Genomic DNA, 18637 nt, shown 5'->3' with positions numbered 1-18637 from the left:
GGCCGACGCATGCAGTCCGAGTCGCAACCGCCTGAACACGGGTCACCTGAGGACGGATCTCCTGAGCTGGTGGCTGCGGAACGCGGGCCGCCCGAGTTCGTCGAAGCGCTCGCGCCGTTGCCCTATCACCGCGCCCTGGTGGCGCACCTGAAGGCCGAGGAGCCCGAGGTCTGGGCATGGGCGTCATCGTTCGAGGTGCAGGAGCAGAACCGGCAGGATGTCCGGGCGGGCCTGCTGCGCGACACCTATCGCCTGACGGCCGAGGCCCATCCGGCCGCGTACGCGGCGTGTCATTCAGTGATGGCCCGGCTCGGCATCGACGCCCCGGCGACGCTGTATCAGGCCGGCGGCGCGACGATGAACGCCGCGCTGATGTACCTGCCGGGCGAGGCGCACGTGATCCTGCACGGGCCCATCCTGGAACAGCTGAGCGACGGGGAACTTCTCGCCCTGATGGGGCACGAACTGGCCCACTATCGGCTGTGGTCGATCGAGCAGGGAGACTTCTACACGGCCTCGCGGATCCTCGATCAGACACTGGCCAATCCCGGCGCCGCGCCCAGCCACGTGCAGAGCGCCAGGCTCTATGGGCTCTACACCGAGATCTATGCCGACCGCGGGGCCGCCTTCGCCGCGGATGACGCCGGGCCGGCGATCACGACCTTGGTCAAGGTCCACGCGGGCGCCGCCACCGTCGATCCCGCCGCCTATCTGGCCCAGGCGGCCGAACTGGAGACCGCGGACCCGTCGTTGTCGCAGGGCTATTCGCATCCTGAGACCTTCCTGCGAGCCCAGGCCGTGGACCGGTGGCGACGTGGCGATCCGCAGTTGGATGGCTGGCTGCGGCGGCGGCTGCAGGGTCCGTTGTCGCTTGGGCGGCTGGATCTGGTCGACCAGGCCGAACTGACCCGCGTGACCCGCGGCTTCATCGCCCGCTTCCTGGAGGACAGGACCCTGGCGAGCGAGGAGGTGATGACCCAGGTCCGCCGATACTTCCCGGATTGGCGCGACGACGAGCCGCCCCTCGAGCCCGACGCCCTCCTGCCCGATCGGGCGGACGACAGCGTACGCGACTATCTCGGTTTCGTGATGCTGGACCTGGCGTTGGTGGACGTGGATCAGCGCGATCACGCTCTGCTCGCGGCGGCGCGCGCCGCCGGCGTTCTGGGGCGTGGCGACGCCTTCCTGGAAGCCCTGAAGCGCGACGCCAAGCTCGGTCGGCGTGAAGTCGACGCCCTCGCTCGCAAGCTGAAGGCGGCGGCATGAGCGAGGCGGTCGAAGCATCCCAATCGCTGGCCCAGGTCCTCGACGCCCTGGGCGGCGCCGCCCTGCCGATCGACGACGTGCTGTTCGCGGTTCTGCCGCTGATGCGCCAGGTCGCGGCGCTGCACCAGGCCGGCCGCGTGGCCGCGCTCGGGGCCGGCGACGTGCTGCAGGACGCGCAGGGACGCCTGGGGCTGCGCAGGGCCGAAGGGACCGAGCCGTCGTACGACCTGGCCGCGGTGCGCAAGGTCCAGCCGCAGCCGGGCTCGGCGCTGAATGTCATCGACGAGCTGCGCGTCACCCACGACGCCGATACCGGCGTGGAGGTCGAGTCGCTGCAGGCCCAGTCCGGCGCCGAGGCGATCAGCAAGCCTGCGTATCTCGTCGGATTCGACGCCTGGGAACTGCGGCTGGGGCACCATGACGAGATCACCGACATCTTCCTCGTGGGCCAGATCCTGGCCTGCCTGGCGTGCGGGCTCGACTTTGCCGATCCGGACGACGTCCAGCGCTTTGCCCGCAACCACGGCAACCTCTTCCTGCTGAACCGGCGCCTCAACCCGGTCCTGGCGGGGGTGATCGGCGAGATGACCGCCCTGAACCGGCACGCGCGGGCGACTGACCTGGCCGACCTGGTCCGGCGCCTGGAGACCTGGCGCGACCAGCCCGCCGGCCTGGATATCGACCGGGTCCTGGGGGCGGCCGACGGGGCCGCGCCGCGCCGGACGGCGGTGCTGTCGCACCTGCGCGACCGGCTGTTCGACCTGTCTCGCCGCAACCGGCTGATCTATTTCCGTCCGAGCCAGGCCAGTGTGAACCTGACCGTCGCCAGCGTGCCGCTGGTGTTGCGGCTGGAGAGCATCAAGCCGGACGACCTGTGCGTCTGGGGCGGCGCGTTCGCTGCCGATGTCATCGCCGGCAAGCCCGTCAGCCTGCGCCGCTGGCTGCGTTTCGAGGACCAACCGTATCTGCCCGGCGCCCTCGACCGGCTGATCCAGACCGCCCGCCGTGACCGCTCGGAGTTCGGCTTCAGCCACCTGCGGCTGGTGATCGCCTACCTGCGCTGGAACAACCTGAAGGAAGCGCCGGACGAGCGCATCGTCTCGCCGCTGCTGTGGCTGCCGGTGGAGTTGGTCAAGCGCAAGGGCGTCACCGACCAGTACGTGCTGGAGCTCTCCGGCGACGAGGCCGAGTTCAACCCCGCCCTGCGCCACCATCTGCGTCAGCTGCACGATATCCGGCTGCCGGAGACCGTGGACCTGGAGACGGTCTCGCTGGAACAGATCCACGCCGACCTGACAGCGCAGATCAAGGCGTCGGAGCCGGGCGTCGACCTGCGCCTGGTGACCCGTCCGGCGATCCGCCTGATCCATCAGAAGGCGGTGCAGCGGCTGCAGCAGTTCCAGCGGCGACGCGGTCGCGACGCCCTGCGCGGCGGCCAGCTGGCGCGGCCGGACTTCAGCTACGACCGCGACGACTACCGTCCGCTCGGCCTGGCTCTGTTCGAAGGCCAGGTCCGGCCCAGCCCGCTGCCCATGCGAAGCGCTGTGGGCGCGCGCGCAGCGCCGTCGCCGATGCGCATGGCGCCCCGTTCCGACACGGCCGAGGCGCTGACCTACGATCTGCCGGAAGATGGCGGGCACAAGTTCGCCTGGGACCTGGACCTGACCCAGGTGACGCTGGCCAACTTCAACTACAAGAAGATGTCCCTGGTGCGGGACTACAACCAGCTGATCGACGAGCCGGCGCCCAATCCAGGCTTCGATCGGATATTCTCCATCGAGCCGCGGGCGGTCGAGACCCAGCCCCCGGCGCCGATCCCGATCGAGGACCAGTGGAACGTCGTGCCGGCCGACGGCACGCAGAACGCCGCTGTCGCCGTGGCGCGCAGCGGCCGCAGCTTCATCATCCAGGGCCCCCCGGGCACCGGCAAGTCTCAGACGATCACCAACCTGATCGCCGACTACGCCGGGCGGGGCAAACGCGTGCTGTTCGTCTGTGAGAAGCGCGCCGCCCTCGACGTGGTCTTCCACCGGCTCAAGCAGAGCGGCCTCGATGACCTGTGCTGCCTGATCCATGACTCGCAGTCGGACAAGAAGGCCTTCGTCGGCAATCTGCGCGAAGGCTACGAGCAGTGGATCGGCCAGGCCGACAGTTTCGACGCCAACGCTCAGGCGCGCAGCGCGGCGGCGACGGTGGCCAGCGAGCAGCTCGCGCGCATCGAACGCTTCGAGCGGTTGATGACGGAGCGCAGCGATGCCCTGGGCGCCTCGATCCGGGCGCTGATGCGGCGGATCATGGAGCTACCCGACGCGGATGACGCCGTCGGGCCGGCGGTGCGTGAGCGCCTGCCGGACTATGCGGAGTGGGACTCCAGGCGTGACCTCGTGGGCCGTCTGGCGCGGCTGCTGCGCGATCGACTGGGCGTGCAGAGCCTGGCCGAGCATCCCTTCTCCCGCTTGGGCGCAGGCCTCGTCGGACAACCCCAGGCCTATGCCCAGACCCTGGCCGCGATCGAGGCGTGCGAGGCGGTGCTCGACGGGTTGGATGAGGCGTTCGAGGACGAGCGGCGCAGCCTGTCCGGCGCCTTGACCCTCGCCGACGCCTTGCTGATGGCCCGGACCGCGCGGGACGTGGCCGCCCTTGGGCTGGCGGACCGGCTCGATCTGCTGGACCCGACCTCGGGCGCGGCCCGCGACCTCGCAGCAGGCGTCGATGATCTGGCCAGGCTCACTGCGGCGCGCGACACGTGCGCGGCGGCCACCGTCCATTGGCGCGACAAGCTCTCGGCCCAGGACACCCAGGCCGCGCTCGATCTGGCCCGCAGCCAGGAACGCTCGATCCTCAGGGTCCTGTCGCCGGCCTGGTGGAGGCTGAGCGGCGAGCTCAAGCGGCGCTACGACCTCTCAAGGCACGCGGTGCGACCGCGTTTCAGCGTCCTGCTGGGCGACCTGGCCGCCGAACAGGCGGCGGAGGCGGCGCGCGCGGCGGCGGAACAGGCGCTCAAGGCGCGCTACCGCATCACCGATGTCGACGCCTTCGTTCGTGCGGTCGCCGATCTGACACCGGTGGTGCGTGGCGCGGCCCTGAAGGGCCTGTTGGCGACGTTGCACGCCGCGCCACAGACCGCCGCCCTCGATGGCGCGACCGCCGAGTCGCTGGAGCGGCTGCAGGCGGTGGTGTTGCGCGACTTCCGGGCGCCGGCGGACCAGAGCCTGGAAGACCTCGCCAAGTGGCTGCGCGACCTGCGCGAGGCTCTGGAAGACCTGCCGGACCTGTTGCCTATCCTACAGGAACTGCATGCCGCAGGCCCCGCCTTCGCCGGCATGATCCAGGATCTGCCGCTGGCGCCGGCCAGGATGGAGGCGCTGGTGGCCACCGAGTCACTGGCCCGCCGGCTGCGAAGCGACCCTGAGCTGGCTCAGTTCGATGGCGCGGCCCTGACCCTGGCCGCCCGCCGGGTGACCCGGGCCCAGGCGCTGGGGACGGAACGCAACGCGGCCCTGGTGCGGGCGACGCAGCATCGCAAATTCCTGGACAATGTGCGTCGCTCGAGCCTGTCGATCGCCCAGCTCGACGATGCGGGACGCCGCTTCCGAAAGGGCTACAGCACCGGGCGCCGCGAGTTGGAGCACGAGTTCGGCAAGAGCATGCGCTATCGCTCGATCCGGGAACTCGCGGGGGGCGATTCCGGTGCGGTGATCAACGATTTGAAGCCGATCTGGCTGATGAGCCCGCTGTCGGTGTCCGACACCCTGCCGCTGGCCGCTGACCTGTTCGACGTGGTGATCTTCGACGAGGCCAGCCAGATCCCGATGGAGGAGGCCGTGCCGGCGCTCAGCCGGGCGCGCCAGGTGATCGTGGTCGGCGATGAGATGCAGCTGCCGCCTACCAGCTTCTTCTCCGCCGCCCCCGACGAGGACGAGACCACCGTGGTGGCCGAGGAAGGCGGCGATCGGATCGCCATCACCCTGGACGCCGACAGCCTGTTGAACCAGGCGGCGAGAAACCTGCCCGCCACCTTGCTGGCCTGGCACTATCGCAGCCGCTACGAGGCGCTGATCAGCTTCTCCAACGCGGCCTTCTACGAAGGCCGGCTGATCACCATCCCGGATCGGCAGATCGACGACACGGGCGCCGCGGTGGCGCCGACGGGCTCCCAGGACGAAGCGGCGGCAAGGCTGGGCGTCGACAATCTGTTGAGCCGAGCGCTGAGCTTCCACGCGGTGCAGGACGGCGTCTACCTCAGCCGGGCCAACGCGCCGGAAGCCCGTTACATCGCCCGGCTGGTGCGCGAGTTGTTGGCGCGCGAGACCGGCATGAGCGTCGGCGTCGTCGCGTTCTCGGAGGCGCAGCAGGGCGAGATCGAAGCGGCGCTGGACGCCTTGGCGGCCGAGGACCCGGCCTTCTCGGCCCGGCTGGAGGCGGAGTACGTGCGCGAGGACGAGGGGCACTTCAACGGCCTGTTCGTCAAGAACCTCGAGAACGTGCAGGGCGACGAACGCGACGTGATCATCCTCAGCGTCTGCTACGCGCCGGGTCCGGACGGACGGATGCTGATGAACTTCGGCCCGATCAACCAGCGGGGCGGCGAGAAGCGGCTCAACGTGATCTTCAGCCGCGCCAAGCAGCGGATGGCCCTGGTCTCGACGATCCGCGCCGAGGCGATCACCAACACCCACAACGACGGCGCGGCGGCCTTCAAGGCCTTCCTGCAGTTCGCCGAGGCCAGCGCGCGGGGCGAGGCCGAGCAGTCGCAGGCGGTGCTGGCCGGGCTCAATCCCGGCGCGCGCCGTGCGTTCGCGGCGGCGCCGCCCGCCGATCCCCTGCGCACCGCCCTGGCGGCCGCCCTGCGGGCGCGCGGCCACGACGTGCGCGAGCATGTCGGCCGCTCCCAATTCCGTTGCGACCTGGCTATCGCGGGGCCGGGCGGCTTCATGCTGGCCATCCTGCTGGACCCGCCGGCGACGGCGGAGCCATTGGCCCCGCCACGCGAGCGCTATGTGTTCCGGCCGGACATCCTGCGCCGGTTCGGCTGGCCGGTGATGGAGGTGCTGTCGGCGGATTGGCTGCGCGATCCTGCCGGCGTGTTGGCGCGGATTGAGGCTAGGCTGGCCGACGACGACGCCGACGAGGAAGACGACCTGCACGATCCGGTCATCGCCGCGCTGGAGGCGCGCCCGGTGGCGGCCTGGCCGCCGGCGCAGGCCGACGACCACGCCCCGACCGCGATGCCGCTCGCAGCCCTGCCGCCAGGCATGCGCGAGTTCCGCTTCCGGCAGGGCTCGTCCAACAAGTTCTGGCGCATCGGGGCCGAGGGCCTGGACGTGACGGTGATGTTCGGCCGCGTCGGGACCAAGGGCCAGGCGGTGGTGAAGACCTATGAAAGCCCGGCCCGCGTGCGCCGCGAGGTGAACAAGCTGATCGATGAGAAGCTGCGCAAGGGCTACGAGGAGGTCGAGGTCTCCCTGCAGGGCAAGTAGGCGTCAGGCAGGGCGGGTCGCGTCGCCTGGCGGCCGCCGCTCCGTCAGCCAGGCGAGCGCCGTCGCCACCAGGTAGGCGGCCAGGGCGGTCAGCGCCATGCCGGTCGGCTGGCCGCCGCCGCCGCCCATCTCGTCGACCACCTGCAGCACGACCAGGGCCGACAGGAAGCCGAGCGCCGGCCAGAGCGACCGGCCCTGCGCGCGGCGCTGGAAGGTCCAGGCGCCGGCGGCGATCGCCACCAGGCCCATCTCCAGCGCCAGCTCGGGCCCGGGCAGGTTCCAGAGGCCCAGGCCGACCTTCGGCCCACCCGGAAACAGCTCCAGGTCCGGCCGATGCACCAGCAGGTCCAGCAGCCAGTGCGAGAACACCACCAGGCCGATCAGCGCCGCGGCGCGCCAGGGCAGGCGCATCGCCCAGCGCGCAGCCAGGGCCGCCGCCAGCGAGATCGCCAGGGAGCCCGGCAGGCTGTGGGTGAAGGGCATGTCGTAGAGGTCGAGGCCGCTGCCCGGCAGGGACGGGTCGATGCGCAGCTTCTCCACGCCGCCGATCACCAGGCCGCTCCAGCCGATGTCCAGCAACTGGCAGGCGCCGACATAGGCCCACAGCGGGGCGCGGGGCTCCGCGGCCTTCGCGGCCAGGGCGGCGGCGTAGTGTCCGACGAACATGGGGTGCTTCCTGTCTGGCTGGGCGTTGTCGCCGTGCGGCCAGGAACCGCGGGAGGCCCGCAGGCGCAATCCGCCAAAGGCGTAGAGCGGCGCTACAGTTCTGTAACCTGCTTCAGTCCGGTAACACGTTCGGGCATAGTCGCCCCTGGCGTGCAGCCGGGGCGGGGCGGATGGTCGGGGATTTCCTCAGCGAGGTGAAACGCCGGCGCATCGTCCGCGTCGCCAGCGTCTACGCCGTGACCTGCTGGGCGGTGTTCCAGGTCGCCGCCACCCTGTTCCCGGTGCTGCGCCTGCCGGCCTGGACCGTGACCCTGACGGCGGTGCTGCTGATGCTCGGCCTGCCGGTGGCGCTGATCATCGCCTGGGCGTTCGAGGCCTCGCCGGAAGGCATCCGCCGCACGCCCGCGCCGTCCAAGCGGGCCGCGAAGCAGCGCCTGGCGTGGTCGGACTGGCTGCTGATGGCGACGGCGGTGGCGATCCTGGGCGTCACCGGCGCGCAGATGGCGGGCGTCGTCCGCCCTCTCGGCCTCTCGCGCGGCGATTCGGAGCCGCAGGCGTCGGACCGGTCGGTGGCGGTGCTGCCGTTCGTCAACTTCAGCGACCAGAAGGACGGCGACCTGTTCGCCGACGGCCTGTCCGAGGAGGTGATCAACGGCCTGGCGCAGCTGCCGGACCTCAAGGTCGCCGGCCGCACCTCGGCCTTCTATTTCAAGGGGCGCAACGACGACCTGCGCGTGATCGGCCGCAAGCTGGGCGTCGCCAACGTGCTGGAAGGCTCGGTGCGCCGCGAGGGCGACAAGCTGCGGGTCACCGTGCAGCTGATCAAGGTGGCCGACGGCTTCCACATCTGGTCGGAGACCTACGACCGGACGATGAACGACGCCTTTGCCATCCAGTCCGACATCTCGCATCGGGTCGCCGAGGTGCTGAAGGTCAAGCTGGCGCTCGGCGGGCCGCAGTCCGCCGCCCCGGATCCCGAAGCCTTCCGCGACCAGCTGATCGCCACCGCCCAGCTTCGCCGGCTGGGCCTCAAGGAGGTCACCGCGGCGCGCGACACCTTCAAGCGGCTGATCGACAGCGGCGACGCCAACGCCGCCACCTACGCGGGGTATGGCCAGGCGCTGGAGCTGCTGGCGCAGAACTATCTGGTGCTGGATTTCCGCCAGGCGGACGCCGAGGCCAAGGTCGCCATCGACCATGCCGTGGCGCTGGACCCCAATTCCGTCGACGCCCTGCTGGCGCAGGGCATGCGCTGCGTGATCCGCACCCTCCGCATGTCAGACCAGGACTGCATCGGCGGCGCGCGGGCGACCTACCAGCGGGCCCTGGCGCTCGCGCCGCGCAATCCCGACGTGCTGACCACCTACGCCAACTTCCTCTACCACCACGAGGACCCGGCCCAGGGGCTGGCCCTGGCCAACCGCGCCCTGGCGATCGATCCGCTGAACCGCCTCGCCCTGCTGACCGCCGCCAAGTCGCAGGCTGCCATGGGCCACTTCGCCGACGCCGAGGCCCGCTACCACGCCGCCATCGACCTCTTCCCGGATCTGGTGGACGCCAAGCAGGAACTGGGGCTGATCCTGGTGGAGGAGGGCAAGCTCGACCAGGCCGCGCCCTGGCTGAAGGCGGCCGCCGCACCCAACACCGACCCCTCGGCGGCGCTGGAGCTGGCGCACCTGTACCTGAACCTGGGCATGCTGCCGCAGTTCAAGGCCGCCGCCGCGCCGCTGGGCCAGCCCGGGCCCACGTCGCGCATCCCGCGCGCGCTGGAGCTGGTGTCCGGCCAGGACTTCCGCGGGGCGCTGGCGTTCTGCGAAAAGGCCTATGCCGAAACCGGCGATGGCGTGTGGAGCACCTCGACCATCGAGATGGCGGTGATGGTCGGCGACTACCAGAAGGCCCGCGACATGGCCCTGAAGGTCAGCCCGGCGCTCTACCAGTCCGAGCCGCAGGTCGACCCGTCGCTGGCCTTCGACGCCGTCCTGGCGGCGCAGACTTCGACCAGCTCGGCGACCACGCCCAGGCCCGCCGCATCCTCGACCGCCTCCTGGCCGCCACCGCGCCCCGGCCGGGGGTGCGCCTGTCCAACGAGCGGCGGCTGGCGCGGATTCTCGCCTACGGGGTGCTGGGCGACCGCGAGCATGCCATCGCCGAGCTGCAGGCCGCCGAGGCCGGCGGCTATCGCACCCTGATCGACATCAACGCCTGGATCCGCCTGGACCGCTACCCGATGGTGGCCTCGGTGCGCAGCGACCCGCGCTTCCAGGCGATCATCGCCCGCATCGACGCCGACAACGCCCGCATGCGGGGGGCCGTCCTGGCTGCGGGCGGCTGAACTCGGTCCTTCCCATTGCCTGCCGTCAAGTCGTCCTTCTCCCCTTGCGGGAGAAGGATGACGGCGTTGCCGGCGTCCGGGGACAGTCTGTCCCGCTTTTCGTCAAAGCGGCGCGCAGACCGTTTCCAGCCAGGCCCGCACGTCCGCCGGCGCCTGCGGGCCGACCACGGCCAGCACCCGGGCGTGGTAGGCGTCCATCTGCGCGCGTTCCTCGGCGGTCAGCATCTCCACCACGATCAGCCGCCGGTCGATGGGCGCCAGGGTCAGGGTCTCGAAGCCCAGCATCGGCCGCTCGCCGCCCTCGATGGCCGCAGGCGCGGTGACGAACTGCAGGTTCTCGATGCGGATGCCGTATTCGCCTTCCTTGTAGTAGCCCGGCTCGTTGGAGACGATCATGCCCGGCCGCAGGGCGACGCTGTTCGGCAGCTTGGAGATCCGCTGCGGTCCTTCGTGCACGCCCAGGTACGAGCCGACGCCGTGGCCGGTGCCGTGGTCGAAGTCGAGGCCCGCGGACCACAGCGGGACCCGCGCCAGGGCGTCCAGGGCCGAGCCGGTGGTGCCGGCCGGGAAGCGCACCCGGCCGAGGGCGAGATGGCCCTTCAGCACCAGGGTGAAGCGTTCGGCCATCTCCCGGGTCGGCTCGCCGATGGCCACCGTGCGGGTGACGTCGGTGGTGCCGTCCAGGTACTGGGCGCCGGAGTCGACCAGCAGCAGCGAGCCCTTCTCGGTGCGCTTGTTGAGGCGCTGGGTCGGCCGGTAGTGGACGATGGCGCCGTTGGACGCCGCGCCGGCGATGGTGTCGAACGACAGGTCCTTCAGCGCCCCGGTGGCCTCGCGGAAGCCCTCCAGCCGCGTGACCACCTCCACCTCGTCCGGCAGGGTCTCCTGGGCCTCGGTGGCGATCCAGTGCAGGAACCGGCTCAGGGCGACGCCGTCGCGGGCGTGGGCCCGGCGCGCGCCTTCGATCTCGACCGGGTTCTTGCAGGCGCGGGGCAGGGCGGTGGGGTCGGCGGCGCGAACCACCCTGGCCCCGGCGCCGGCCAGGGTGTCGAAGTACCAGGCCGAGGACTGGCCGGCATCCACCAGCACGGTCTTGCCCTTCAGGTCGGCCAGCGCCGCCGGCAGGTCGTCCGGGGTCTCCAGGCTGACCTGGTTGCCCAGCCAGGCGGGCAGATCCTCGGTGACCTTCTCGGGATCCAGGAACAGCCGCGCCGTGCCGTCGGCGTTCAGCACGGCCTGGGCCAGCGGCAGGGGCGAGCGGATCACGTCGCCGCCGCGCACATTGAACAGCCAGGCGATCGACGCCGGCGCGGTCAGCACCGCGGCGTCCGCGCCCTGGTCCTTCAGGCTGGCGCCGACGCGCGCCCGCTTGGCGGCGGAGTCCTCGCCCGAGAATTCCAGCTGGTGCGGCGCCACGGGCGCCTTGGGCTGGGCCGGGCGGGCCGCGCCCCAGGCCTGGTCGAGGGGATTGACCGCCACCGGCTTCAGTTCGGCCCCGGCCTTGCCGGCCGCGCTGCGCAGCCGCTCCAGCGCCTCGGGGCTGTGCAGGCGGGCGTCGTAGCCGATCGCCATGCCCGGCCGGGCCGCTTCCTGCAGGAAGGCCGGCACGCCGCCCTCCACCAGGTCGCGGATCTCGAAGAGCCGGGTGTCGACCTGGTCGCGCACCTGCAGGGTGTAGCGGCCGTCGACGAAGATCGCCGCCTTGTCCTTCAGGATCACCGCCGCCCCGGCCGAGCCGGTGAAGCCCGTGGCCCAGGCCAGGCGGTCGTTGGCCGCCGGCAGATACTCGTTCTGGTGCTCGTCCTCGTGCGGGATCAGGAAGCCATCCAGCCCCTGTTCGGCCATGGCGGCGCGGATCAGGGAGGCGTGCTTGGGCCCGAAGGACGGATCGGTGGTTTCGTCGAAGGTCTGGCGCATGTCCGAGATTTAGGACGCCTCGGGCAGGATGGCAAAGCGATCAGCCCCGCCGCAGCACCAGGGTGGTCCAGGCGTCACGGTTCAGCCGCCGCTCCAGCCGGAAGCCACGCGACAGATAGGCGGCCAGCACGTGCCGCGCCTGCACCCGCAGCAGCCCCGACAGGATGGCGTAGCCGCCCGGCTTCAGCGCGCCCTTGATGTCCTGCGCCAGCCAGACCAGCGGCCGGGCCAGGATGTTGGCGAACACCAGGTCGTAGGGGGCCTGGGCGCGCACCGCCTGGTGGCCCAGGCCGGAGGCGTGCACGAAGCGGGCGGTGGCGGCGTTCACCTTGCCGTTCTCCCGGGCGATGCGCACCGAGACCGCATCGATGTCGGTGCCCACGGCGATCGGCGCGCCCGTGCGTCGGGCGGCGATCGCCAGCACCCCGGTGCCGGTCCCCACGTCCAGCACGCGCCGGAACGATCGCCGCTTCAGCAGTCGGTCGTAGGCCAGCAGGCAGCCGACCGTCGTGCCGTGATGGCCGGTGCCGAAGGCCGCGCCGGCTTCGATGCGCAGGTTCACCGCGTTGGCGGGCGTGCGGCCGCGGTCGTGCATCCCGTAGACGAAGAACCGGCCGGCGCGCACCGGCGGCAGGCCGGACAGCGCCATCGCCAGCCAGTCGGCGTCGGCGAGCTTCTCCTTCACCGTGCGCAGCGTGGGATGCTCGGCCAGGCGCGCCATCAGGCCGTCGGCCTCCTCCGGCGTGGTGGGGAAGGCGTCGATGCGCCAGATGTTGCGGTCCTCGTCCTCTTCCAGGATGGAATAGGTCGCGCCCTCCAGCAGCGGATCGGCGTCGATGGCGGCGGCGGCGGCCTCGGCGGCCGCGCGCGGGCCCCGGGCGATGATCTGATAGGCCTCGTCGGTCATGGGCGCGTATCTAGACGCCGCCGCTCAGAAAGGCGAGGAAGCAGCAAACAAGCCTGAAGGGGGAGGCGCAGGATGAGCGACGCCATCGACCTGGACGCCTATTTCCGCCGCATCGGCTACGACGGCCCGCGCGCGCCGACCCTGGAGACGCTGAAGGCGATCCACCGGCTGCAGCCCCTGGCGTTGCCGTTCGAGAACCTGGATCCCTGGACCGGCAAGGTCCCGGCGCTGGACGCCGACAGCCTGCAGGCCAAGATGATCGCCGGCCGGCGCGGCGGCTACTGTTTCGAGATGAACGGCCTGTTGCAGGCGGTGCTCGAAGCCCTCGGCTATCGACTGACGAGCCTGATCGGCCGGGTGGTGTGGAACCGGCCCGACGGCCTGCCCACGCCCAACCGCTCGCACATGGGGCTGCGCGTCGAGTTGCCGGAGGGGGTGTTCCTGGTCGACGCCGCGTTCGGCGGCAACACCATGACCGGCCCGGTTCGCCTGGAGCCCGACCTCGAGCAGGACACGCCGCACGGCAAGGTGCGGCTGATCCCCGATCCGCACGGCTACGCCGTGCAGCACCTGGTGGCGCCCGGCGACTGGCGCAGCACCTATCTGCTGGGGCTCGAGCCGCAGGTCCCCGCCGACTTCGAGACCGCCAACTGGTGGACGGCGACCCATCCCAGTTCGATCTTCGTCAACAACCTGGTGATCACCGCGGTGAAGCCCGACGGCCGGGTGATGCTGGTCAACCGCAACCTCACCCGCCGGCCGCTGGAGGGCCCGCCGCAGAGCGAGCGGCTGGAGACCGCGGGTGAACTTGCCCGCGCCCTCGACGAGGTGTTCGACATCACCCCACCGGCGCCGGTGGAAAGCCTCTTCGATCGGCTTCCGGCTTAAAATGCTCTGTCATCCCGGACGGCGCGCAGCACCGATCCGGGACCGCCGGAAACGCCGACGCTAACTCGCCCTCGGGCGCCTGAGCCTGCCGCGGTCCCGGATATCCGCTTCGCGGATTCCGGGATGACAGGGGATGTGCTTACGCCGCCTCGCCCAGCGCCTGCGGTCCGAACCCCTCGCGCCAGCGGATGCAGCCGGGGGCCGAGAGGTCGACGTCGAACTGGCGGACGTGGGCGCGCTCGACGTTGTGCCTGGGCGGGCTCAGCACCTTCAGCGCCTTGGCCCCGGCCCAGTAGGCGGGCTTCAGCACCGCCGGCGTTCCACGCGTTCGCACAGCCCAGCCGAGCCGGCGGCGCAGCACGCCGTTGACGTAGAACACGCCGTTGGTCAGGGCCGCGCGCGGGGTGTTGAATTCCACCGACACCGAGACATTCAGGTTGGGGCCGTTGACCACCCGGTGCGGCGAGTGCTGCGGCCAGAACACGGCCTCGCCGGGCTCCAAGGGCACGGCCACCGCATCCTGTTCCATCTCGGGGCGGTAGGGCAGGTCGGACAGGGTCTCCTTCAGCAGGATCGCCTCCAGCGCCTGTTCGGTGACGTGCTCCTGCTTGGGCGGATAGACGTGGATCGTCTTGGTCCCGCGGATGTGCCACAGCATGGTGTCGGCCGGGTCGACGTGGAAGAAGATCCCCATCTTCGCCCCCGACAGCAGCACGGCGGCGTCGGCGGTCAGCACGCGCAGGCCGGTGGCCTTGCTGAAGTCGCCCATCACCTTGTCGAACACCGCCTTGTAGCGGGGATTCTTGGTCATCGCGCTGCGCGGGCTGATCCACAGGGCCCCGCGGCTGGCCGCCTCGACCAGTTCGGCGCCGGAAAGCCCGTTGGCCTCGCCGGCGATCCAGGTCTGATCCGGCGGCGGGTTCTCCTGCATGGTGCAGACGGTGAGCTCCGAGCGGGGATGCTCGTCGATCAGCCGGGCCAGCGCCTCGTCGGTGAACAGGCCGGTGTCCGCCAGGCGATGGTTGAAGCGCATGATCTCACGCCCCACGCGCGGGCGGTCCTTGGCCTCGAGGCCGAAGATGAGCGACTGGATCATGTCGGCTGTCCCAATGCGGTTCACGTCCGCACGGGCGCAGCAAGGCGCGGGCCGCCAGGCCCTCTAGTGAACCGGCTGGGCGGGCGCGTCGTGGAAGTTGGCGTCCTGGTCCTTCAGGATGTTGCCGCCCACGGTCGGATAGTCGGTGTTCGGCTTGGTGTAGTCGGCCAGGGCCGGGGTCTGGGCGGCCGGGCGCACCATGCGCAGGGCGGCGTTCTCCTGGTGATAGTGCATCACGCAGGCGCCGAGGCTCATCGCGCCGCAAAGTCCGAGGGCCGCCCTGAAGAGCCGCATCGCCGTCTCCCGCTGTTCGCCGCCAGCTTAGGCGCAAACCGCCGCCGGGGCGAGCGGGGGCAGGCGGCGGAAATACAGGATCGTCCCGGTCAGGCCGCCGTGCGGCTTGAAGGCGTAGTCCGGGATCTCGCCGCAGCGGGTCCAGCCGAGCTTCTCGTAGAGGCCGGCCGCGCCCTCCTCGCTGGCGGTGTCGAGTGTCAGCACCGTGCGGCCCCGGGCGGCGGCGGCGGTCTCGGCGGCGCGCATCAACCGGCTGGCGATTCCGCGGCCACGGTGGGCCACGGCGGTCATCATCTTGGCGATCTCGCCGCGGTGCGGCTGGTTGGGCGGCAGGTCCAGCAGCAGGGTGACGGTGCCGGCCAGCAGGTCGCCGACGAAGGCGCCGAACACGATCCGGCCTCCGGCGTCGGCGTCCGCCAGCGCCTTGCTCCAGAAGGCGCGGGCGTCGTCGAGCGCAAGCGGATGCATGAAGCTCACCGAGCCGCCGCCGGCCACCGTCTCCACCAGCAGGGCCGACAGGGCCTCCAGGTGGCCGGCCCGGCTGCCGAGCGGGCGGATATCGAGCGTCTGGGTCATGGGGGGCTACCGTCGGCAGAGGGCGACCACGTAGGCGCAGGGGGCCTCCGTGGCGTTGATGAAGCGGGCGTCGGCGGGTTCGCCGAAGGCATAGGCGTCGCCAGGGCTCAGGGTCACGCGGGTGGCCCCGTCCTCGATGGTGAGGGCGCCGGCGCGGGCCCAGACCACCTGGCGGATGAAGGCGTAGGAGGCGGCAGGGAAGGCGACCTCTGCGCCGGGCGGCAGGTCCACCTCGGTCAGCTCGATCGGGCTCTCGGGATGGGCGAACACCTGGCGGCGCACATAGCCGGACGCCGGATCGCGCCAGGCCGGCTGCTCGGCGGCGCGACTCAGCCGGCCGCCGCCGCCCTCGGCCCGGGCCAGCAGGGTGGCGAGGGTCAGGCCGAAGGCGCTGGCCAGGCGCACCAGCAGCGTGGCGGTGGGGCTGGCCTCGCCGCGCTCCACCTTGCTGATCATCGCCTTGGAGACGCCGGAGCGGGTGGCGACCTCGGCCAGGGACCAGCCCCGGGCCTCGCGCTCGGCGAGGATGCGCCGCGCCAGCCGCTCGGTGGTGTCGTCCAGGATATCGTCCATTCGTCTCTTATAGTGGACGATGAATGCGAAAAACAAGCGGCGAAGCCGGGCCTCGCCGCCTGCAGTTCAACGCGCCACGCGCGCTACAGAACGCTCAGCATCTCGGCGACGAGGGGATGGCGCACGATGTCCCGGTCGGCCAGCCGCACCACGGCGATGTTCGGCAGTTCCTGCAGCTTCGCCGCGACGCCGGCCAGGCCCGACAGCTCTGGCAGCAGGTCGGACTGAGCGGGGTCGCCGGTGACCACCATGGTCGAGCTCCAGCCCAGCCGGGTCAGCAGCATCTTGAGCTGCACGTAGGTGCAGTTCTGCGCCTCGTCGATCACCACGAAGGCGTTGTTCAGCGTCCGCCCGCGCATGAAGCCGACCGGGGCGATCTCGATGGCGCCTTCCTGGATCAGGGCGCGCACCCGCTTCATCGACAGCCGGTCGGACAGGGCGTCGTAGAGCGGGCGCAGGTAGGGCGCCAGCTTGTCCTCCATCTCGCCGGGCAGGAAGCCGATCGATTCGCCGGCCTCCACCGCCGGCCGCGACAGCACGATGCGCGCCACGCGCCCGGCCTCCAGCGCCTCCACCGCCTTGGCGATGGCCAGATAGGTCTTGCCGGTGCCGGCCGGCCCCAGCGCCAGGACCAGGCTCTTCTGGTCGATCGCCTCGATCAGGGCGGACTGGCCCTCGGATTTTGGTTTTATGGTCTTCAGATAGCCCTGCTCGCGCCCTGGATCGCGCTCGTCGTTGTGGGGCAGGGGATTCCAGCCGCGAGCGGTCGGCAGGCGGCGCACCTTGGCGTCGTCGTCGAATTGGCCAGCGTCGAACGCGCCTTCGCGCACCATCCGCTTCAGGGCTCGCTTGGTCATGAAAAGCCTCCGCTGTGGGCAAAGAAAAAGGGCGACGCCGTAGCGGCTCGCCCTTGGGTCGGTTGGATGTGAATGAAGGATGCGCGCGGCGTTCCCGGAGGACCGCATTCCCGGATCTGAGGCGGCCCCTCCGGCCGCCCTGGGACTTTACGCGACACCCAGATCTCCGTTCACGAGGAGACCACGGACGGGACGCCCGTGGCGGGAGACGAAGAAAGGCTGCCCTCCCTTCGAATCGCCCGACTACTATGATCCTAACTTGGTTTCTGAACGATTAATCAAGGGCCAGGTTCCAAGAATAAGGGGTGTGCTGATGAATGCTTACAAGTTGGGCGACCTGGGTCCCACGCTGCCGGCGGACGATGAATACTGGATCGCGCCGAATGCGATGGTGATGGGTAATGTAATCCTGAAGAAGAATGCGAGTGTATGGTTCGGCGCCGTGCTGCGCGGAGACAACGATCCGATCACCGTCGGCGAGAATTCCAACGTCCAGGACAATAGTGTTCTTCACACCGACCACGGCTCGCCGCTGACCATCGGCGCGAACGTGACGGTTGGTCACATGGTGATGCTGCACGGCTGCACCATCGGCGATGGAACCCTGGTGGGCATCGGCTCGATCATCCTGAACGGGGCGAAGATCGGGAAGAACTGCCTGATCGGCGCCAACAGCCTGATCGGCGAGGGCAAGGAGATCCCCGACAATTCCATGGTGCTGGGCTCGCCCGGCCGGGTGGTGCGTGAGCTGTCGCCGGAACAGGCGTCGCGCATGGCGCTGGGCTCGGCCAGCTACGTGCACAACTGGAAGCGGTTCAAGGCGGGGCTCGCGCCGGCCTGAGCCCTGCGGACGGTTTGATTTCCGGGGCGTCAGCCGGAGCACAACCCGGCCAGACAACAGACGAAGGGAGCCGTCCATGGCCTACGAGTTCATCAAGGTTGACCGCGAAGGGCCGGTGACGGTCATCACCCTGAACCGCCCGGACGTGATGAACGCCCTGCACTCGCCGGCGCACTTCGAGATGGACGAGGCGCTGAACGCCTTCGCCGCCGACCCCGACCAGTGGGTGGGCATCATCACCGGCGCGGGCGAGCGGGCGTTCTCGGCCGGCAACGACCTGAAGCACCAGGCCGGCGGCGGCGGCATGGCCAGCCCGAAGTCGGGCTTCGCAGGCCTCACCTCGCGCTTCGACCTCGACAAGCCGCTGATCGCGGCGGTGAACGGCGTGGCCATGGGCGGCGGCTTCGAGATCGCGCTGGCCTGCGACATCATCATCGCGGCCGAGGGGGCGGTGTTCGCCCTGCCCGAACCGCGCGTGGGTCTGGCCGCCCTGGCCGGCGGCCTGCACCGGCTGCCGCGGGCGATCGGCGTCAAGCGCGCCATGGGCATGATCCTCACCGGCCGGCGGGTGTCGGCCAAGGAGGGCGAGGACCTGGGCTTCGTCAACGAGGTGGTCCCGGCCGCCGAGCTGATGACCGCCGCCCGCCGCTGGGCCGCCACCATCGGCGAGCTGTCGCCGATGTCGATCCGCGCCTCCAAGCAGGCGGTGATGCGCGGCCTGGACGAGCCGTCGCTGGAAGCGGCGATCACCGGCCAGAACAAGTATCCGGCCATCGCCGCCCTGTTCCGCTCCGAGGACTTCAAGGAAGGCCCGATGGCGTTCGCCCAGAAGCGCGCGCCGCAATGGAAGGGGCGGTAGGGGACGGCGCCCAGCTGGAGCCCCCATCCCGGCCTTCGGCCGTACTTCCCCCAGAGGGGGAAGAGAACGGATGCTTTGGCTG

Annotated in this window: 15 protein-coding genes; 7 read left to right on the top strand and 8 right to left on the bottom strand. The window is 70.7% G+C overall.

Annotated features, from left to right (window positions below; genetic code table 11):
• The first annotated feature begins 69 nt into the window (after positions 1 to 69).
• Together ACO2Q3_RS02535 and ACO2Q3_RS02530 are read left to right on the top strand one after the other, a co-directional pair.
• The gene (locus ACO2Q3_RS02535; protein ID WP_423304828.1) at positions 70 to 1266 is read left to right on the top strand and encodes a M48 family metalloprotease; all 1197 of its coding nucleotides are present in this window, start codon (positions 70 to 72) and stop codon (positions 1264 to 1266) included.
• Positions 1263 to 6746, top strand: coding sequence for an AAA domain-containing protein (locus ACO2Q3_RS02530; protein ID WP_423304827.1), 5484 nt, complete (start codon positions 1263 to 1265; stop codon positions 6744 to 6746). Before ACO2Q3_RS02535 ends, ACO2Q3_RS02530 begins: the two co-directional genes overlap by 4 nt.
• Positions 6747 to 6749: 3 nt before the next feature.
• On the opposite strand, the gene ACO2Q3_RS02525 is transcribed toward ACO2Q3_RS02530, so the two are convergent.
• The gene (locus ACO2Q3_RS02525; RefSeq protein ID WP_423304826.1) at positions 6750 to 7412 is read right to left on the bottom strand and encodes a hypothetical protein; all 663 of its coding nucleotides are present in this window, start codon (positions 7410 to 7412) and stop codon (positions 6750 to 6752) included.
• Between the two features lie 170 nt (positions 7413 to 7582).
• On the opposite strand from ACO2Q3_RS02525, the gene ACO2Q3_RS02520 reads away from it, so the two are divergent.
• Complete coding sequence (locus tag ACO2Q3_RS02520; RefSeq protein ID WP_423304824.1) at positions 7583 to 9604, top strand: tetratricopeptide repeat protein; 2022 nt, start codon at positions 7583 to 7585, stop codon at positions 9602 to 9604.
• Entirely contained in the window at positions 9535 to 9747 is a 213-nt protein-coding gene (locus ACO2Q3_RS02515) for a hypothetical protein (RefSeq protein WP_423304823.1), read from the top strand. Before ACO2Q3_RS02520 ends, ACO2Q3_RS02515 begins: the two co-directional genes overlap by 70 nt.
• A gap of 102 nt (positions 9748 to 9849) precedes the next feature.
• Here the strand turns inward: ACO2Q3_RS02515 and ACO2Q3_RS02510 are convergent, their stop codons facing one another.
• Both ACO2Q3_RS02510 and ACO2Q3_RS02505 read right to left on the bottom strand, forming a co-directional pair.
• Positions 9850 to 11664, bottom strand: a complete 1815-nt coding sequence (locus ACO2Q3_RS02510) for an aminopeptidase P family protein (RefSeq protein ID WP_423304822.1) — start codon at positions 11662 to 11664, stop codon at positions 9850 to 9852.
• A 40-nt stretch (positions 11665 to 11704) separates the two neighbouring features.
• Positions 11705 to 12571 (bottom strand): 50S ribosomal protein L11 methyltransferase, encoded by an 867-nt coding sequence (locus tag ACO2Q3_RS02505; protein WP_423304821.1) that lies wholly within the window; start codon positions 12569 to 12571, stop codon positions 11705 to 11707.
• Positions 12572 to 12643: 72 nt separating this feature from the next.
• Between ACO2Q3_RS02505 and ACO2Q3_RS02500 the strand changes: the two genes are divergently transcribed.
• The gene (locus ACO2Q3_RS02500; RefSeq protein WP_423304820.1) at positions 12644 to 13459 is read left to right on the top strand and encodes an arylamine N-acetyltransferase family protein; all 816 of its coding nucleotides are present in this window, start codon (positions 12644 to 12646) and stop codon (positions 13457 to 13459) included.
• 139 nt (positions 13460 to 13598) lie between these two features.
• Here ACO2Q3_RS02500 and ACO2Q3_RS02495 read toward each other — a convergent pair whose 3' ends face one another.
• The 5 genes from ACO2Q3_RS02495 to ACO2Q3_RS02475 all read right to left on the bottom strand — a co-directional run bounded on the left by ACO2Q3_RS02495 (position 13599) and on the right by ACO2Q3_RS02475 (position 16855).
• On the bottom strand, positions 13599 to 14555 hold the full coding sequence (locus tag ACO2Q3_RS02495; protein WP_423304819.1) for a cupin-like domain-containing protein: 957 nt from the start codon (positions 14553 to 14555) through the stop codon (positions 13599 to 13601).
• 63 nt (positions 14556 to 14618) lie between these two features.
• Positions 14619 to 14849, bottom strand: a complete 231-nt coding sequence (locus ACO2Q3_RS02490) for a hypothetical protein (protein ID WP_423304818.1) — start codon at positions 14847 to 14849, stop codon at positions 14619 to 14621.
• Between the two features lie 27 nt (positions 14850 to 14876).
• Positions 14877 to 15425, bottom strand: a complete 549-nt coding sequence (locus ACO2Q3_RS02485; RefSeq protein WP_423304817.1) for a GNAT family N-acetyltransferase — start codon at positions 15423 to 15425, stop codon at positions 14877 to 14879.
• 6 nt (positions 15426 to 15431) lie between these two features.
• Entirely contained in the window at positions 15432 to 15998 is a 567-nt protein-coding gene (locus ACO2Q3_RS02480; protein ID WP_423304816.1) for a helix-turn-helix domain-containing protein, read from the bottom strand.
• A gap of 83 nt (positions 15999 to 16081) precedes the next feature.
• On the bottom strand, positions 16082 to 16855 hold the full coding sequence (locus ACO2Q3_RS02475; RefSeq protein WP_423304815.1) for a PhoH family protein: 774 nt from the start codon (positions 16853 to 16855) through the stop codon (positions 16082 to 16084).
• Positions 16856 to 17168: 313 nt separating this feature from the next.
• Here ACO2Q3_RS02475 and ACO2Q3_RS02470 point away from each other — a divergent pair, with 313 nt between their 5' ends.
• Together ACO2Q3_RS02470 and ACO2Q3_RS02465 are read left to right on the top strand one after the other, a co-directional pair.
• Positions 17169 to 17696 carry a gamma carbonic anhydrase family protein gene (locus ACO2Q3_RS02470; RefSeq protein ID WP_423304814.1) on the top strand — a complete coding sequence of 176 codons (528 nt, stop codon included), beginning with the start codon at positions 17169 to 17171 and terminating at the stop codon, positions 17694 to 17696.
• A 76-nt stretch (positions 17697 to 17772) separates the two neighbouring features.
• Entirely contained in the window at positions 17773 to 18555 is a 783-nt protein-coding gene (locus tag ACO2Q3_RS02465; protein WP_423304813.1) for an enoyl-CoA hydratase-related protein, read from the top strand.
• Positions 18556 to 18637: the final 82 nt, after the last annotated feature.

The sequence above is a fragment of the Caulobacter sp. KR2-114 genome, from assembly GCF_049446115.1.
Taxonomy (GTDB): Bacteria; Pseudomonadota; Alphaproteobacteria; order Caulobacterales; family Caulobacteraceae; genus Acaudatibacter.
The sequence above is the reverse complement of the archived record's forward strand: the minus strand, read 5'-3'. Positions and strand labels throughout refer to the sequence as shown.

Coding starts and splice junctions, on each gene's coding strand:
- ACO2Q3_RS02530 (WP_423304827.1), top strand. CDS start 1,263: ATGAGCGAGGCGGTCGAAGCATCCCAATCGCTGGCCCAGGTCCTCGAC.
- ACO2Q3_RS02525 (WP_423304826.1), bottom strand. CDS start 7,412: ATGTTCGTCGGACACTACGCCGCCGCCCTGGCCGCGAAGGCCGCGGAG.
- ACO2Q3_RS02520 (WP_423304824.1), top strand. CDS start 7,583: ATGGTCGGGGATTTCCTCAGCGAGGTGAAACGCCGGCGCATCGTCCGC.
- ACO2Q3_RS02510 (WP_423304822.1), bottom strand. CDS start 11,664: ATGCGCCAGACCTTCGACGAAACCACCGATCCGTCCTTCGGGCCCAAG.
- ACO2Q3_RS02505 (WP_423304821.1), bottom strand. CDS start 12,571: ATGACCGACGAGGCCTATCAGATCATCGCCCGGGGCCCGCGCGCGGCC.
- ACO2Q3_RS02500 (WP_423304820.1), top strand. CDS start 12,644: ATGAGCGACGCCATCGACCTGGACGCCTATTTCCGCCGCATCGGCTAC.
- ACO2Q3_RS02495 (WP_423304819.1), bottom strand. CDS start 14,555: ATGATCCAGTCGCTCATCTTCGGCCTCGAGGCCAAGGACCGCCCGCGC.
- ACO2Q3_RS02490 (WP_423304818.1), bottom strand. CDS start 14,849: ATGCGGCTCTTCAGGGCGGCCCTCGGACTTTGCGGCGCGATGAGCCTC.
- ACO2Q3_RS02485 (WP_423304817.1), bottom strand. CDS start 15,425: ATGACCCAGACGCTCGATATCCGCCCGCTCGGCAGCCGGGCCGGCCAC.
- ACO2Q3_RS02480 (WP_423304816.1), bottom strand. CDS start 15,998: ATGGACGATATCCTGGACGACACCACCGAGCGGCTGGCGCGGCGCATC.
- ACO2Q3_RS02475 (WP_423304815.1), bottom strand. CDS start 16,855: ATGACCAAGCGAGCCCTGAAGCGGATGGTGCGCGAAGGCGCGTTCGAC.
- ACO2Q3_RS02470 (WP_423304814.1), top strand. CDS start 17,169: ATGAATGCTTACAAGTTGGGCGACCTGGGTCCCACGCTGCCGGCGGAC.
- ACO2Q3_RS02465 (WP_423304813.1), top strand. CDS start 17,773: ATGGCCTACGAGTTCATCAAGGTTGACCGCGAAGGGCCGGTGACGGTC.